Annotated in this window: 11 protein-coding genes; 1 reads left to right on the forward strand and 10 read right to left on the reverse strand. The window is 62.3% G+C overall.

Annotated features, from left to right (window positions below):
* Positions 1-11: 11 nt before the first annotated feature.
* From CS903_RS01830 to cysS, 4 genes are all read right to left on the reverse strand, one after another.
* The gene (locus tag CS903_RS01830; protein ID WP_099331829.1) at positions 12-1295 is read right to left on the reverse strand and encodes an adenylosuccinate synthase; all 1284 of its coding nucleotides are present in this window, start codon (positions 1293-1295) and stop codon (positions 12-14) included.
* A gap of 96 nt (positions 1296-1391) precedes the next feature.
* The gene (locus CS903_RS01835) at positions 1392-4988 is read right to left on the reverse strand and encodes a proline dehydrogenase family protein (RefSeq protein ID WP_099331895.1); all 3597 of its coding nucleotides are present in this window, start codon (positions 4986-4988) and stop codon (positions 1392-1394) included.
* Between the two features lie 126 nt (positions 4989-5114).
* A complete protein-coding gene (rlmB, locus tag CS903_RS01840) occupies positions 5115-6101 on the reverse strand; it encodes a 23S rRNA (guanosine(2251)-2'-O)-methyltransferase RlmB (protein WP_099331830.1) in 987 nt (328 codons plus the stop codon).
* A 59-nt stretch (positions 6102-6160) separates the two neighbouring features.
* Positions 6161-7615, reverse strand: a complete 1455-nt coding sequence (gene cysS / locus CS903_RS01845) for a cysteine--tRNA ligase (protein WP_099331896.1) — start codon at positions 7613-7615, stop codon at positions 6161-6163.
* Between the two features lie 72 nt (positions 7616-7687).
* Between cysS and ispF the strand changes: the two genes are divergently transcribed.
* The gene (ispF, locus tag CS903_RS01850) at positions 7688-8194 is read left to right on the forward strand and encodes a 2-C-methyl-D-erythritol 2,4-cyclodiphosphate synthase (RefSeq protein WP_099331897.1); all 507 of its coding nucleotides are present in this window, start codon (positions 7688-7690) and stop codon (positions 8192-8194) included.
* Between the two features lie 29 nt (positions 8195-8223).
* On the opposite strand, the gene CS903_RS01855 is transcribed toward ispF, so the two are convergent.
* The 6 genes from CS903_RS01855 to CS903_RS01880 all read right to left on the reverse strand — a co-directional run bounded on the left by CS903_RS01855 (position 8224) and on the right by CS903_RS01880 (position 14244).
* Complete coding sequence (locus CS903_RS01855; protein WP_099331831.1) at positions 8224-9684, reverse strand: MFS transporter; 1461 nt, start codon at positions 9682-9684, stop codon at positions 8224-8226.
* 105 nt (positions 9685-9789) lie between these two features.
* Positions 9790-10587 (reverse strand): IspD/TarI family cytidylyltransferase, encoded by a 798-nt coding sequence (locus tag CS903_RS01860; protein ID WP_099331832.1) that lies wholly within the window; start codon positions 10585-10587, stop codon positions 9790-9792.
* A 5-nt stretch (positions 10588-10592) separates the two neighbouring features.
* On the reverse strand, positions 10593-11120 hold the full coding sequence (locus tag CS903_RS01865; protein ID WP_099331833.1) for a CarD family transcriptional regulator: 528 nt from the start codon (positions 11118-11120) through the stop codon (positions 10593-10595).
* 184 nt (positions 11121-11304) lie between these two features.
* On the reverse strand, positions 11305-12042 hold the full coding sequence (locus CS903_RS01870) for a phosphoglyceromutase (RefSeq protein WP_099331834.1): 738 nt from the start codon (positions 12040-12042) through the stop codon (positions 11305-11307).
* A gap of 124 nt (positions 12043-12166) precedes the next feature.
* On the reverse strand, positions 12167-13198 hold the full coding sequence (locus tag CS903_RS01875) for a YdcF family protein (protein ID WP_129587560.1): 1032 nt from the start codon (positions 13196-13198) through the stop codon (positions 12167-12169).
* An 89-nt stretch (positions 13199-13287) separates the two neighbouring features.
* The gene (locus CS903_RS01880) at positions 13288-14244 is read right to left on the reverse strand and encodes an aldo/keto reductase (protein WP_099331836.1); all 957 of its coding nucleotides are present in this window, start codon (positions 14242-14244) and stop codon (positions 13288-13290) included.
* Positions 14245-14248 lie beyond the last annotated feature (4 nt).

The following is a 14248-nucleotide window of genomic DNA, read 5'->3' on the forward strand; positions in this document are numbered from 1 at the left end:
TCCCAACTGGTCTACCGAACGATTGCTGCGTCTCGCGCCTGTCCCACCCCGATGGTGGAGATGCGGCACCCCACCTGCTCCTCAATAAAGGTGACGTAGTCGCGGGCCTCAGTAGGAAGGTCCTCAAATCGGCGCACCCCGGAGATGTCTTCCTTCCACCCCGGCATTTCACGATAGACGGGAACAGCCCTCGCAAAGTCGCGCTGCAGGACGGGCATTTCCGCCATGAAGATCCCGTCGACCTCATACCCCACCGCCACCTGGATGGTGTCGTAGGTGTCGAGGACGTCGAGCTTGGTGAGGGCGATGTCGGTGAGACCGTTGACCCGGCGCGCGTAGCGCAGGATGACGAGGTCGAGCCAGCCGACCCGGCGGGCCCGCCCGGTGGTGACGCCAAACTCTCCGCCGAGGTCGCGCAGGTGTTCGCCGTCCTCGCCGTGCATTTCGGTCGGGAACGGACCCGAACCCACCCGCGTGGTGTAGGCCTTCGCCACCCCGATGACGCGGTCGATCAGGGTGGGACCCACCCCGACTCCCGCCAGCGCCCCCGCCGCAATCGCGGTCGAGGAGGTGACGTACGGGTAGGTGCCGTGGTCGATGTCCAGCATGGCTGCCTGACCGGCCTCAAACAGCACGGTCTCTCCGGCCTCGAGGGCATTGTTGACCAGCAGTGAGGTGTCGACGATGCGAGGTTCGATGCGCCTGCCGTACTCCACCAGCGTCTCAACGATGGAGTCAATCTCGAAGTCTTTCTTGAAGTCCTCGGGAATCTGCTCCTCAGGGAAACCTCGCAGCTTCGCTTCAACGTTGAGGGTGACCTGGGATCGGACCAGTTCGGGGTCCAGCAGGTCCTGGATGCGCAGACCCGTGCGGTTCATCTTGTCCGCATAGGTGGGGCCGATTCCTCGCCCGGTGGTCCCAATCAGGGACTTACCCAGCGCGACCTCGTTCAGTTTGTCGAGGGAGCGGTTGTAGGGGGGAATGACGTGCGCGTTGGCGGAAATCACCAGGCGCGAGCAATCCACTCCGCGCGCCTCCATGGCTTCGATTTCCGAGAAGAGGGCGTCGGGATCAACCACGACGCCGGCCCCAATGATGGGGGTGGCTTTTTCAGAGAGGATTCCCGCGGGAAGAAGGTGCAGTGCGTATGACTCACCATCGACAACCACGGTGTGACCCGCGTTGTTTCCGCCGTTGAACTTGACCACCATGTCGACGTCTCCGCCGAGCTGATCAGTTGCTTTGCCTTTGCCTTCGTCACCCCACTGGGTGCCGACAACGATAATTCCTGGCATGACTGCTAGTCCTTTTGCTAGGGACGGCTTACCACCAGAGTGTACGCGGTCCCCGGGGAAGGACGCCCTCACCGACCAGTAAGGGCGCCCCAGGGATTAGCTTTCAGCGAGAACGCCCTCGGTAATCGAGGTCGGATTGCCGTATCTGTGGTTGGAAATCGACACTGCCTGCTCGTGTAGGAAGGGCAGAGCCTCGACTCTGGCGGCAACTGTTGCCGGGCCGTCCCAGACAGCTACCCGCAGGTCAGCGCCTAGTTGCTCCTGAATTTCAGCGCGGGTGGTGCCAAGGGCGCGGATCCTGATTTCCGCGTCTTCCGGCCTGCCTTCGTCGAGGGCGATGCGGGTGAGGAACTCCTCGTGTGATTCGGTGCGAAGAGTGAACCCGTAGGTTTCAGCCCACTCGGCAACCTCGGCGGGTAGCACCCGGGTTGAGGAGAGGGTGACCAGCGGGGTGTTCACCGCGTACTCGGGAGACTGACCCGGGGCAACGCGGACTAGGCGGCCCGCCCTGTTATCGAACTCGAAGGATCCCACCGCAACCGCCGCTGCCGCCACGGTGAGGATGTCACCCAGGCTGACTCCGTCCTCGACCCTCAGGGTTGAGGGGGCGGGCAGGTAGCGCAGAACGTTGCGTTCAGAAACCAGCGCGCTGGGGTCGCTGAGTCGGTCAAGATGCTGCTCTGCGTTGTAGGCAGCTCGAATCACCCGGACCAGGTCCTCTTCCGGCAGGGTCTGCTTGGCCGCATCAACCAGGGCGAGCAACTGGGGCTTGGTGATGTGCGGGTCGATATCAGCCCGGTTCCCCGCCAGGGGGGCCACGGCCTCAACCGAGATCTCCTCGGGAACCAGGGAGCCGAAACCGTAGAGGTAGTTGGGGCCACCGGCCTTGCAGGTGGCGCCGACACTGGACTGCTTCCAGCCCCCAAAGGGCTGGCGCTGCACAATCGCCCCGGTGATACCACGGTTGACGTAGGCGTTACCCGCCTGAACCCGGTCCAGCCAGAAGCGAATCTCGCTGCTGCTTAGAGAGTGCAGGCCGGCGGTCAGGCCATACTCGGTGCCATTTTGCACCTCAATAGCCTCCTCTAGGGTCTTGACTCGGATCACCCCGAGCAGGGGACCGAAGTACTCAACCTGGTGAAACTCACTGCCCGGCTTGACACCGGCGCGGATCCCCGGGGCCCAGAGGCGGTCGGTGTCATCGAGCGGGTAGGGTTTCAGAACCCAGGACTGGCCGCTCTCTAGGGTGGTGAGGCCGCGGCGCAGCTTCTCTCCCGGAACCGTGGTCAACGTGTCCATCTCTGTCGAGAGGTTCGTGGGCCAGTCCACCACCAGTGACGAGGTGGCATCGACCAGCTGGTCGTGGATGCGGCGCGACATTCCGGCCGAGCCGACCAGGATTAGCAGTGAGGCCGCCGAACACTTCTGGCCGGCATGCCCGAACGCCGACTTAATGACATCGCGGATAGCGAGGTCGTAGTCGGCTGAGGGGGTGATGATGATGGAGTTTTTCCCCGAGGTTTCTCCCATTAGACCCATGCTGGGCTTCCAGTCCAGGAACATCTGGGCGGTCTGTGAGGATCCGGTGAGGACGACCCGCTCCACCCCATCGGCCTCAACAAGGGCACGTGCCACCTCTCGGTTGCCCGGGATGACCAGCGGTGCCAGGTCCTTCGGGACCCCGGCCTTCCACAGGCATTCCATGAGGACGGCGCCGCAGCGAGCAGACACTGAAGCGGGCTTGAGGACGGCTGCAGAACCCGCGGACAGCGAGGCAGCAACCCCGCCGAGGGGGATGGCCACCGGGAAGTTCCACGGCGGAATGACAGCGGTAACGCCAACCGGCTTGAAAGTGGCGCCGTGAATCTGCTCCAGGGCCAGACCCTGCTGCGCGTAGTAGTGCGCAAAGTCGACGGCCTCCGAGACCTCAACATCGGATTCACCGACGGCCTTCCCAACCTCGGCCCCGGCCACTTCGATCAGGTCACCGCGGCGGTGAGCCAGTTCGACTCCGGCTCGGTGCAGGATATCTGCCCGTTCAGCCGCCGTCTTCTTCTCCCATTTCTTCTGGGCCTTGGCGGCCTTAGCCAGAACCTTCTCAAGCTCAGCCACGGAAACCACGGTACTGGCCTTGACGGTGGCGACCCCCAGGTCAGAGGTGGGGATACGGGCTGCAATCTGCTCGATCCACTGCCGGTTCGCAGGCAGAGCAGGATCCGTGTCAGGGGTGTTGTGGAAGCGCCAGCCGCCACCCGGCGCCCTCATGGTGGCCTCAAGTTGGCGCGTGGTTTCCTTGGCTCGGTTCTGGGTGCGCGAGGGGTGGCAGCGCTTTTCACCCTCACTGACCACCATCTTCATCGCGGCATCGAAGCGAGCCTTCTCCTTATCGAAGGCGCGTTGATCAGTCGCCAGATCAAAGATTGAGGCCATGAAGTTCTGCTCCGAAGCGCCCTCTTCAAGGCGTCGCACCAGGTAGGCAATAGCCACATCAAACTCACTGGGCTGCACCACGGGAACATAGAGCAGCACATCCCCGACCTCAGCGCGGATAGCACCGGCCTGAGAGTCGGCCATACCAACCAGCATCTCAATGTCCATGCCCTCGCGTACGCCGCGGATGCCCGCCAACTCCCAGGCCGTGGCCAGGCTGAAGAGGTTGTGTCCGGCAACGCCGACCTTAATGTTCTCTACCCGCTCCGGGGTCAGGGACCAGTCAAGGATGCGCAGGTAGTTGGCATCGGTGGCTTTCTTGGACTCCCAGGTCGTCAGCGGCCAGCCGTGCTGTTCGGCATCAACCTGCTCCATGGCCAGGTTCGCCCCCTTTACCAGGCGCACCTTGATCGGCGCCCCACCTCGAGCCCGGCGGTCAGCCGCCCATTCCTGCAGGCGCTTCATGGCTGCCAGACCATCGGGCAGGTAGGCCTGAATGACGATGCCGGCCTCAAGACCCAGCAGTTCCTCACGATCCAGCAGGCGCTCGAAAACATCCAGGGTGAGGTCGAGGTCGCGGTACTCTTCCATGTCCAGGTTGATGAACTTATCGGTGGGTTGCGCGGCAGCGTACTGGTACAGCGGCAGCAGCTTGGCCACCGCGACCTCCACGGCCTTTTCATGATCCCAGGGACTGTGTGGACCAATCACCGAGGACACCTTGAGCGACACGTAGTCGACATCATCCCGCTGCAGCAGGCGGAACGTCTCGGAGAGGCGCTTCGTTGCCTCGGCCTCACCGAGGACGGCCTCGCCCAGCAGGTTGAGGTTGAGGCGCGAACCGTTCTCACGCAACTTTGCGATGGCCGCCCCCAGCTTTTCGTCACGGGCGTCGAGAACCAGACCGGAAACCAGTTCCCAGAACACGCGCCGAGCCGCGGCTACCACCAGCTCTGGAGCAGCCAGCGCGGCCTTACCGCCGATGCGGGCGGGCAGGCGCAGCCAGGTGGGCAGGAAGTCGGGGGACTTTTTCATGAGGGAGCTGAGGTTGCGAGCCGCCACCTTCGGGTCCTCCGGCCGGATTACCCCGTCGACGAACTCAACCGTAAAGCCCAGGCCCGAGGGGTCATCCAGGACGTCCGAGAGCAGCTTCGCAGCACTGGCAGTGGGGTACTCGGTGGCCAACTGGGTCCAGCGATCCGCGGTATGGACCGCGAGCTCTGCCGCCCGCTCAATATCACCAAACTGCTGCCCAGCTGCCATTTCTTGCGCCCCTTTGTCGATGGTGGGGACCGCCGGACACAGCACTGTGCGCCGCTTTGAACCGGGTCCCCAGGTTGGTTTCCCCCAGGATACTCCGGCCCTAAGTGCGGCACAGGGTCTTAGGAACTAGCGTGCTTCAGCCCGCGTGGCAGCGATTTCGTAGAGCGCCACAGACGTCGCAACGGAAGCATTCAATGACTCAACGTTTGACGTCATGGGAATGGAAACAATCATGTCGCACGTATCACGTACCAGGCGTGACAGCCCCGAACCCTCGGCACCCGCCACCAACACCAGGTCGCGGTCCGCCAGACCCATGTTGCGGAGCTCGCCGTCCCCGTCCCCGGCCAGGCCGACCACGAAGAAGCCCTCTTCCTTCAACTTTCGCAAAGCCTGGACAAGGTTCGTCACCCGCGCGGTGGGAACCCGGGCCGCGGCCCCAGCAGAGACCTTCCAGGCCGTGACGCCAACACCGGCGCTGCGACGTTCCGGCAGGATCATTCCGTTGGCACCAAATGCGGCCCCGGAGCGCAGGATGGCCCCGACGTTGTGCGGATCGGTGACGTGGTCAAGTGCAATCAGCAGACCGGGTCGGTACTGCTGCTTGGCGTCAATGATCAGGTCTTCCAGATCGACGTACTCGTACTCATCGACCTCAACCGCGATCCCCTGGTGAGCCGCCCCATCACTGACGCGGTCCAGATCACGCTTCGTGACCTCAACGAAGGGCGCATTGGTCTGTGCCAGCAGCTCAAACACCTCACGCATCTTGCCCTGGCTGGGATCCGAAGCGATGAAGATGCGCGACACCTTGGTCCCGGCGTTGACGGCCTCAACCACGGGGTTGCGGCCAACAATCAGCTCGCTGCCCGGGCGCACCCGCACGGCACTGCGGGTCAGAGACTTCTCCCGCAGAGCGGCCTTCTCAGCCTCTTTTTCCTTGGCTACCTTCGCCTTGTAGGCGGGATGCCAGGTACGGTCCTCTGCCTTCGGTGTCGGCCCCTTACCTGAAAGGGCACGGCGGTGCTTGCCGCCTGAACCCAACTTCGGGGGTGCGTTCCTTCGAGAGTCTTTCGACACCGCCCCGCGCCTGGACTGATTTCCCTTGGCCATGCGCGCCTCCTCGCTGTTAGTAGCGCCTGGGCGCTGATTTCGATACGACAGAATAGTCGCTACTGGTTCTTAGGTGCCACCTGCCAGGTGGCGCCACCCGGACCGTCCTCCACAAGGATTCCGGCGCCGGCCAGGCGATCACGTAACTCATCGGCTCGGGTCCAGTTCTTTTCGGCCCGGGCAGTCGCCCTCTCTGCCAAGACCTCATCAATCATCACTCCGAGGGCGGATTCCAGCAGTTCAACCTTTCCACCGGGTCCCGCTTCAACCTGCGCCCACTGCTGCGAACCCGGGTCAACCCCCAGGACATCCAGCATGGAACGAACCGTCTTCAGCTCAACCGCCACCGCTTCCAGGTCGCCCTCAGCCATCGCGCGACGCCCCGTCTTGACGTGTTCGTAAACCACGGCCAAACCGGCCGCAACGTTGAGGTCATCGTTGAGTGCGGCAGTAAACTGCGCCGGCAGTTCTTCCGGGGTCATGAAGATCGAGGCGGGGTCTCCGACCAGTGCGGCCGCCTCGGCAACAAACGAAGACACCTTGTCCCAGGACTTCCCCGCCAGTTCCAGCGTCGTCTCTGACCACTCAATCATCGAGCGGTGGTGGACTGAAGAAAGTGCAAAGCGAATGACCGCAGCAGGGGCCTGCTGCAGCAGAGACTGCAGGTCAAGGGTGTTTCCCACCGACTTGGACATCTTGTCGCCCGCGATGGTGACCCAGGCGTTGTGAACCCACAGGTTTGCGAAGTCGTAGCCCGCGGCGTGGGACTGCGCCTGCTCATTCTCGTGGTGCGGGAAACGCAGGTCGATGCCACCGCCGTGGATGTCAAAGGCTTCACCGAGGTAGCGGTGCGACATCGCGGAGCACTCCAGGTGCCAACCGGGCCGCCCCCTTCCCCACGGCGCCTCCCATGAGGCCGTCTGCGGCTCTTCGGGCTTGGTTGCCTTCCACAGGGCAAAGTCACGGGTGTCCCGCTTGCCAGCCAGGATCGCCTCCGTCTCGGCCTCGCCCTCAGTCGTCCGCATCTGATCCAGGGACTGGTGAGTCAGCGACCCGTAGTCGGGCTGGCTGTGCACATCAAAATAGACGTTGCCGGTTTCATCGCTGTAGGCGTGGCCGCGCTGAATGAGGCGCTCAATAAATGCAATCTGGTCGGTAATATGCCCGGTGGCGCGCGGTTCAACCGTGGGTTCAACCAGCCCGAGGGTGGCGTAGGCCTTCTGGAACTCACGTTCGTACCTGGTTGCCAGCGCCCACCACTCTTCACCCGACTCTGCGGACTTGCTGAGAATCTTGTCGTCAATATCGGTGACATTGCGGACGTAGGTGACATCGAGGCCGTAGCGCTGCAACCAGCGAATCAGCACGTCGAAGGAAGTGGCAGCGCGCAGATGACCAATATGGGGCATCCCCTGCACCGTCGGACCGCACAGATAGATCCCCACCCGACCGTCCTGGATGGGCACCAGGTTTTGCAGGGTGGCGGTTTTCGTATCGTAAAGACGCAGATCCATGGGCCCCATCGTACTTGGCTCCAGGTCCGACAACAGTCCCCCGGCACTGCGATGCCGACTACCCTGGCTTCTATGACTTTTGAGATTCGGGTGGGACAGGGCGTGGATGTCCACGCATTCGTGGTCGAGGACGGGGCAGACGAGGGCGCTTCAGGGCGCTCCCTACACCTCGCCTGCCTGGAATGGCCGGGGGAAACTCCTCTTGAGGGGCACTCTGACGCGGATGTTGCCGCTCACGCCGCCTGCGACGCGCTTCTGTCCGCAAGCGGACTTGGTGAACTGGGCAGTGTCTTCGGCACCTCCGACCCCCGCTGGGCCGGCGCCTCCGGCGCCGCCATGCTGGGTGAAACCTTGCGCCTTCTCACAGGGGCCGGGTGGCGGATCGGCAACGTCGCCATCCAGGTCATCGGCGAACGTCCCCGCATGTCGGGAAGAAGAGAGGAAGCCGCAGCCGCCCTCTCAGCCGCCCTCGACGGCGCAACTGTCTCCCTTGGCGCCACCACCACCGACAAGCTGGGCTTCCTCGGGCGCACAGAGGGACTGGCCGCCATCGCGACCGCCCTCGTCATCAGGGACTAGCCGCCCGAAGGGATCAGCCCCCGTAGGGACTACTTGGCGGCTTCGCCAATCATGTGCTTCTCAGACTTAACCGGAAGCATCAGCAGCAGGCCGAGGACGATGACAACCACGATGCCCAGAATGCCCCAGTGGGTCGCATCCTGTCCCTCGGGAAGAACCTTTGTACCAATCGTGATCGCCAGACCGTAGAGCAGGGGCGCCAGGAAGGATACGGCGCGACCCGTGGTGGCGTAGAGACCGAAGATCTCTCCCTCACGACCCGCCGGAATGACGTTGGCCAGGAAGGTGCGGGATGCCGACTGCACGGGGCCGACAAAGATGGTCAGGACCAGGCCGAGGACCCAGAAGGCTGTCGCGCCGTACTTGGCTAGGAAGAAGACGCCCAACCCCGCCACGATCATCAGGCACAGCGAAATCATGATGATACGCCTGGAACCCCACCTGTCATCAAGGGGACCGAACGCCATGGTGGCCAGTCCCGCCACCACGTTCGCCGCCACGGCAAAGATAATGACCTCACCGGCGGTGAAGCCGAAGACCGAACCTGCGATGACACCCCCGAAGGTAAAGACTCCTGCGAGGCCGTCACGGAAGACCGCCGAGGCAATCAGGAAGCGCAGGGTGTTGCGGTTATCCCGCCACAGCGAAGCCACGGTTTCAAACAGGTGACGGTAGGAGTCCGCGATCGACTCACGCGGAACACTGTGGTCGATCGGCTTCCTCTTCGGTGGGTTGATGAGGACGGGGATGGCGAAGATCCCGAACCACAGGGCTGCGAAAGCCATGGCGACTCGAACGTCCAGTCCGCCCTCTCCGGTGACCCCAAAGAGACCAACCTCGGGGTTGATAAACCCGAAGTAGAGGAACAGGAGCAGGACGATGCCGCCGATGTAACCGGCGCCCCAACCGAAGCCGGAGATGGCACCGCGGTTCTTAGGGGTGGAAAGATCGTTCAGCATGGCGTTGTAGTTGACGGAGCCGAACTCGAAGAAGACGTTGCCAATCCCCAGCAGGCCGATGCCCAGCCATAGGGCCCCGATGGGTCCCAGGGGGGAGTCCGGGGTTACGAAGAACATCAGCGCCAGGCTGATAAAGACCAGGAATGAGAAGATGCCCAGCATCCTCACGCCCTTACCGGCCCGGTCTGCCCTCTGTCCCGTGATGGGTGCCAGCAGGGCGATGATGATGCCCGCGGCGGTCATTCCCCAGGAGAGGTACTGGTTGGCGGTGGCCTTGTCCGTGAACATGCCGTCCGAGGTCAGGTAGACGGTGAAGACGAACGAGGTCGCCACCGCGTTGAAGGCCGCCGAACCCCAGTCCCAAGATGCCCAGGAGATGATCTTGGACCTGGAGGCCTTGGGGGCAGCCTCAACGACCTCCAGTGCGGACTCAATATCGGCCAGCTTGGGAGGGCCAGAAATGCCATCTCGGGCCAGAATGCTTCCGGTTGGACCCCCGACTTCTTCGGGCGGGGTCTGGGTGTTGCTCATGCGTCCTCATCTACTCGCTCAACACTGGGCACTTCTGGAGAGTAGCAAGTTCCCACCCCAGTAAATCACCACAACCTCCGAGTTGGGACAAATTTTGAAGTAAATCTACGTTGGCAAACCCGCCTCAGGCTCACCGAGCGCAGCCGCCAGTCGTTCCAGGTCAAGGGGAGTGGTCACTTTGAAGGCCTCGGGGGATCCTTCAATCACTTCGACTGTGCCACCGGCCTCTTCCAGCAGAGCGGCATCGTCTGTGGCGGCCGTGGCCTCAGAGGCGGCGCGCCCCTCAGCGAAGAGGTGCAGGTCCAGGAGGCGGTCAAAGTTGAAGGCCTGCGGGGTTTGTGCCAGCCTCAACAGCCCTCGGTCGGGGGTGTGAGTCACAATCTGGCGTCCGGAGTCATCGATATAGATCTGCTTGACGGTGTCAACGACAGGCAGACCCGGGAGGACCCCCTCCGCACCGGACTCAACCGCCTCGACCAGGTCTTCCATTAGAGAAGTGGGGGCCAGGCAGCGGGCAGCATCGTGAACGAGGACGATATCGAGGACTTCCCCGTCCTCATCCTCTACAAACGACTCTCCCGTTTCTTCCCGCAGCAGGTTGCGCCGGTCTCTAATCTGTTCCAATCCGGCTTTCACCGAGGCCTGACGGCTGGCTCCCCCGGCAACGAAGGTGACGGACACCAGTTCACGCGGGCCAAGCTCAGCGGCCGCCGTCTCTTGGAACAGCCCCTCAAGGCCTTCGGGGCAGGTCACCACCACACCGGTGAGGTCCCGGACCGCCAGCAGCCGCTCTAGCGCCAGCCCCAGGAGGGTCCGGCCCCCGCAGCTAACCAGGGCCTTGGGCACTTCCGCCCCCAAACGGGACCCGGAACCAGCTGCCGTAAGGACCCCCCAGACCCGCACGGAAACTACTTCTTCTTGGTCTCTGCTTCGAGGGCCGCCACGGCCTCCATACCTTCCACCAAGATGCCGTCTAACATTTCTGCCGCAGCGTCCTCATCAATGTCACGGGCCAGCGCCAGCTCTGAAGTGAGGATCTGGCGCGCCTTGGTCAACATGCGCTTTTCACCGGCGGACAGGCCCTTGTTGGCATCCCGACGGGACAGGTCACGCACAACCTCAGAAACACGGACGATGTCGCCGTTAGAAATCTTTTCCTGGTTGGCCTTGAAACGGCGCGACCAGTTCGAAGGCTCTTCAACATCTGCCTGACGCAGGACGTCAAGAACCTCCTCAACTCCCCTGTCGTCAACAACATCGCGAACACCCACGGCCTCGACGTTTCCGGCGGGAACCTGAATCATCAGGTCGCCCTGGTTCACACGGAGCACCAGGTACTCGGTCTCAACTCCCTTGATCTTGCGGATCACGATCTCTTCAATCGTTGCCGCACCGTGGTGGGGGTAGACGACAGTTTCGCCGACTTTAAAAGCCATTAAGTTTGCTCCTAGGCAACAGTTAGTTCACTTTTCACCCAGCAAAATGCCGAGCCGAACACCCCATTCTACCAGCCAAAGCGCCCCCGCTCGAGGTTGGTTCCCCAACGTTTTGTTGAGGCCCATTGCCGGGCGGGGGCGCTTCGAAAGTCGCTACCCCAGGGGCGCAAACAGGCTGGTGGGACTACTTACCCTGGTTCGCCACAGCGTCGATCTTCGCCTGTGCGTCAGGATCCAGGTAGGTTCCGCCCTTCTTGATCGGCTTCAGCGTTTCTTCATCCAGTTCGTAAACCAGTGGAATACCAGTCGGGATGTTGACACCAACGATTTCGTCGTCCGAGATGTCGTCGAGGTACTTGACGATCGAACGCAGCGAGTTACCGTGGGCCGCAATCAGAACGGTCTTCCCGGTCTGCAGCGCGGGAACGATGTTGCTGTCCCAGTAGGGGAGCATGCGCTCAAGAACGTCCTTGAGGCACTCGGTGTGGGGGACGGGGTCGCCTGCGTAACGCGGGTCGCCGTCCTGCGCGAACTCTGAGTTGGGGTCGATGGCGGGCGGCGGGGTATCGTAGGAACGACGCCACAGCATGAACTGCTCTTCCCCATACTTCTCACGGGTCTCCGCCTTGTCCAGGCCCTGCAGAGCGCCGTAGTGACGCTCGTTGAGGCGCCAGCTGCGCTGCACCGGGATCCAGGAGCGGTCGGCCTCATCAAGGGCCAGGTTGGCGGTCTTAATCGCGCGCTTCTGCATCGAGGTGAAAAGCAGGTCGGGCAGAATCCCGGCCTCCTTCATCATGACGCCGGCCTTACCGGCCTCCTCGATCCCCTTCTCCGACAGGGGCACATCTACCCAACCGGTGAACAGATTCTTCTTGTTCCACTCGCTTTCGCCGTGGCGCATCAGGACAAGTGTGTAGGTCATTGCGACGCTTTCCTTCTCTCTTTGCAGGTGCATTACACCTGAGGACACTGTGCTCCCATGACAGGATCTGACATCTCTAATCTAGTACGGACTTGCTTGTCGAAAGTCCCAGACCGTCAGCCAACTAACCGATGAGGGCGAGCAGGCGGAAGAAAATCGAGACCGCAAACGGCAGTGCCGACAGCACGGTGAACGTCACCGTCCACTTCGGGAACATCGCCAGGATGGCAATGAACTCACGCAGCTTGGCACTGGCCCAGAAGTAACGCACTGAACGTGCCCCCACGGCGTTCCCCGGCAGACCCTGCTGGCTCATCAGCAGCGCGGCCCTGAAGGCATGGAAGTCACTGCTGACCACCATCCACGGCCCGTTCACCCCACGCGCCGCTATCAGCTCCGAAGTGAACTCCAGGTTCTCTTCCGTCGAAGCCGAACGGTTCTCCACCACCAGCTCTGCAACCCCGCCTCCAGCTACCTCCGGCAGCCCGGAGTCGAGGACGTAGCGACCCATCGCCTCACCCTCTGCAACAACCTCGTCGCTTCCCTTCCCCCCGGAAACAACCAGCAGCGGCGCCTGCCACTTTCGCAGCGACTTACGGTACATCTCGAGACCAAGATCCAGGCGGCGTGCCAACAGTGGCGGAACCCGGTCCCCAATCAGACCGGAACCCAAGACCACGACCACCTCGCCCGGCCTAGCCCAACGTCGCGCCCACACACCGTAGATGCCCGAGTAAAGCAGGTAGGAAAACAGCGTGAAGCCGAAGAAGAAAATGGGCAGAACCAGCAGCATCAAGTCCACCTCCAGTGCACGGTTATTGCCGAACACAGCGATTAGTCCCAGGGCAAGGTAGCCCAGAATCCCAGCTCCCACGGCCAGGGAAAGCGAGTGGGACACACTGAGCCCCTCACGAATCAGCAGTACCACCCCGGCCCAGATCAGGAACACTGCCACACCCAGCACAGTCAGCGCCGCCACCACCAGGAATGCCAAAAGCACCCACGGGGCCGTCTCTTCACTGATGACACCGGAGACACTGAACAGCAGTGGCACCAGCCCCATCACCAGCGAGAACAGCGTGAGACCCAACCCCACAGCAGCCCGCATTCGCCGCGGATTACGCAGCGTCACCACCAGGGTGTAAACCGCCAGCACCAACACCGGCGACCAGTAGATGATCGAGCTCAGTGGTCCATCCCCTCGTTAGTTATCCAAGCAGCAGGTCAGCCATTCAGCACCAACCCCTAGGCACCGATATTCTCTGGATTGAGTCCCTCAGAAAGTCGGTTCAACAGTTCCAAATTCGAAGGGGTGAGTTGAATGGTCACCCCTTCCATCAGCGGCCCGACCTGGGCTGCCGAACGGGCCGATGCCACGGGAGCTGTGACTGTCGGGTTTTCCAGCAGCCAGGCAACCGCCACAGCAGCCGGGTCAACGTTGTGTTCGGATGCAATCTGGCGAACTGCTTCCACCACCTCGAAGGCACGTTCACCAGCATGGCGATTCACCGTTCCGGCCCGCTCACCGACAATCGCCGCGGTGCTCGCGTACTTGCCCGTCAGCAGACCCCCGGCCAGAGACCAGTAGGTCATGACCCCCAGCGAGAACTCTTCGACAACCGGCTGCCACTCTGTTTCATACTTGACCCGGTTCAGCAGGTTATAGGGGGGCTGCAATGCCACGGGACGGGCAACACCCTGCCGATCAGCCTCTGCGATCCAGTTTCTGATCTGCTCGGGGGTCATGTTGGAGAGGCCGACCTCTCGGATTCTTCCAGCCGCCTGCTCCTCGGCAAACACCTCTACAGACTCTGCCACCGGGGTTTCCGGATCGAACTTGTGGGCGTAGTAGAGATCGATGTAATCAGTTCCAAGTCGGCGAAGTGAGCCTTCGACACCGCGACGCACTGCCGCGACTGACAGCTCACCGGAAGGCTTCATGAACCCAACCTTGCTGGCAATCACCAGTTCCTCGCGGGGTCGACCGGAAAGCCAGTGGCCGATCATCTCCTCTGATTCCCCACCGACATTGCCCGCCTTGTGGCGCCCGTATACATCGGCGGTATCTATGAAGTTCCCACCGTTCTCCGTGTACTCATCGAGGACGGAGCAGGCACCTGCCAGATCAGCAGTCCACCCAAATGAGTTGGTGCCTAGGCAGAGGGGATAGACATCGAGGTTCGAGAGGCCAATAGCTGTCATTTCT

The organism is Actinomyces minihominis (assembly GCF_900187855.1).
In the GTDB taxonomy this organism is placed as follows: domain Bacteria; phylum Actinomycetota; class Actinomycetes; order Actinomycetales; family Actinomycetaceae; genus Scrofimicrobium; species Scrofimicrobium minihominis.

Excerpts from the sequence above, each read along its gene's own strand:
- CS903_RS01830 (WP_099331829.1), bottom strand. The coding sequence starts at position 1,295 with ATGCCAGGAATTATCGTTGTCGGCACCCAGTGGGGTGACGAAGGCAAA.
- CS903_RS01835 (WP_099331895.1), bottom strand. The coding sequence starts at position 4,988 with ATGGCAGCTGGGCAGCAGTTTGGTGATATTGAGCGGGCGGCAGAGCTC.
- rlmB (WP_099331830.1), bottom strand. The coding sequence starts at position 6,101 with ATGGCCAAGGGAAATCAGTCCAGGCGCGGGGCGGTGTCGAAAGACTCT.
- cysS (WP_099331896.1), bottom strand. The coding sequence starts at position 7,615 with ATGGATCTGCGTCTTTACGATACGAAAACCGCCACCCTGCAAAACCTG.
- ispF (WP_099331897.1), top strand. The coding sequence starts at position 7,688 with ATGACTTTTGAGATTCGGGTGGGACAGGGCGTGGATGTCCACGCATTC.
- CS903_RS01855 (WP_099331831.1), bottom strand. The coding sequence starts at position 9,684 with ATGAGCAACACCCAGACCCCGCCCGAAGAAGTCGGGGGTCCAACCGGA.
- CS903_RS01865 (WP_099331833.1), bottom strand. The coding sequence starts at position 11,120 with ATGGCTTTTAAAGTCGGCGAAACTGTCGTCTACCCCCACCACGGTGCG.
- CS903_RS01870 (WP_099331834.1), bottom strand. The coding sequence starts at position 12,042 with ATGACCTACACACTTGTCCTGATGCGCCACGGCGAAAGCGAGTGGAAC.
- CS903_RS01880 (WP_099331836.1), bottom strand. The coding sequence starts at position 14,244 with ATGACAGCTATTGGCCTCTCGAACCTCGATGTCTATCCCCTCTGCCTA.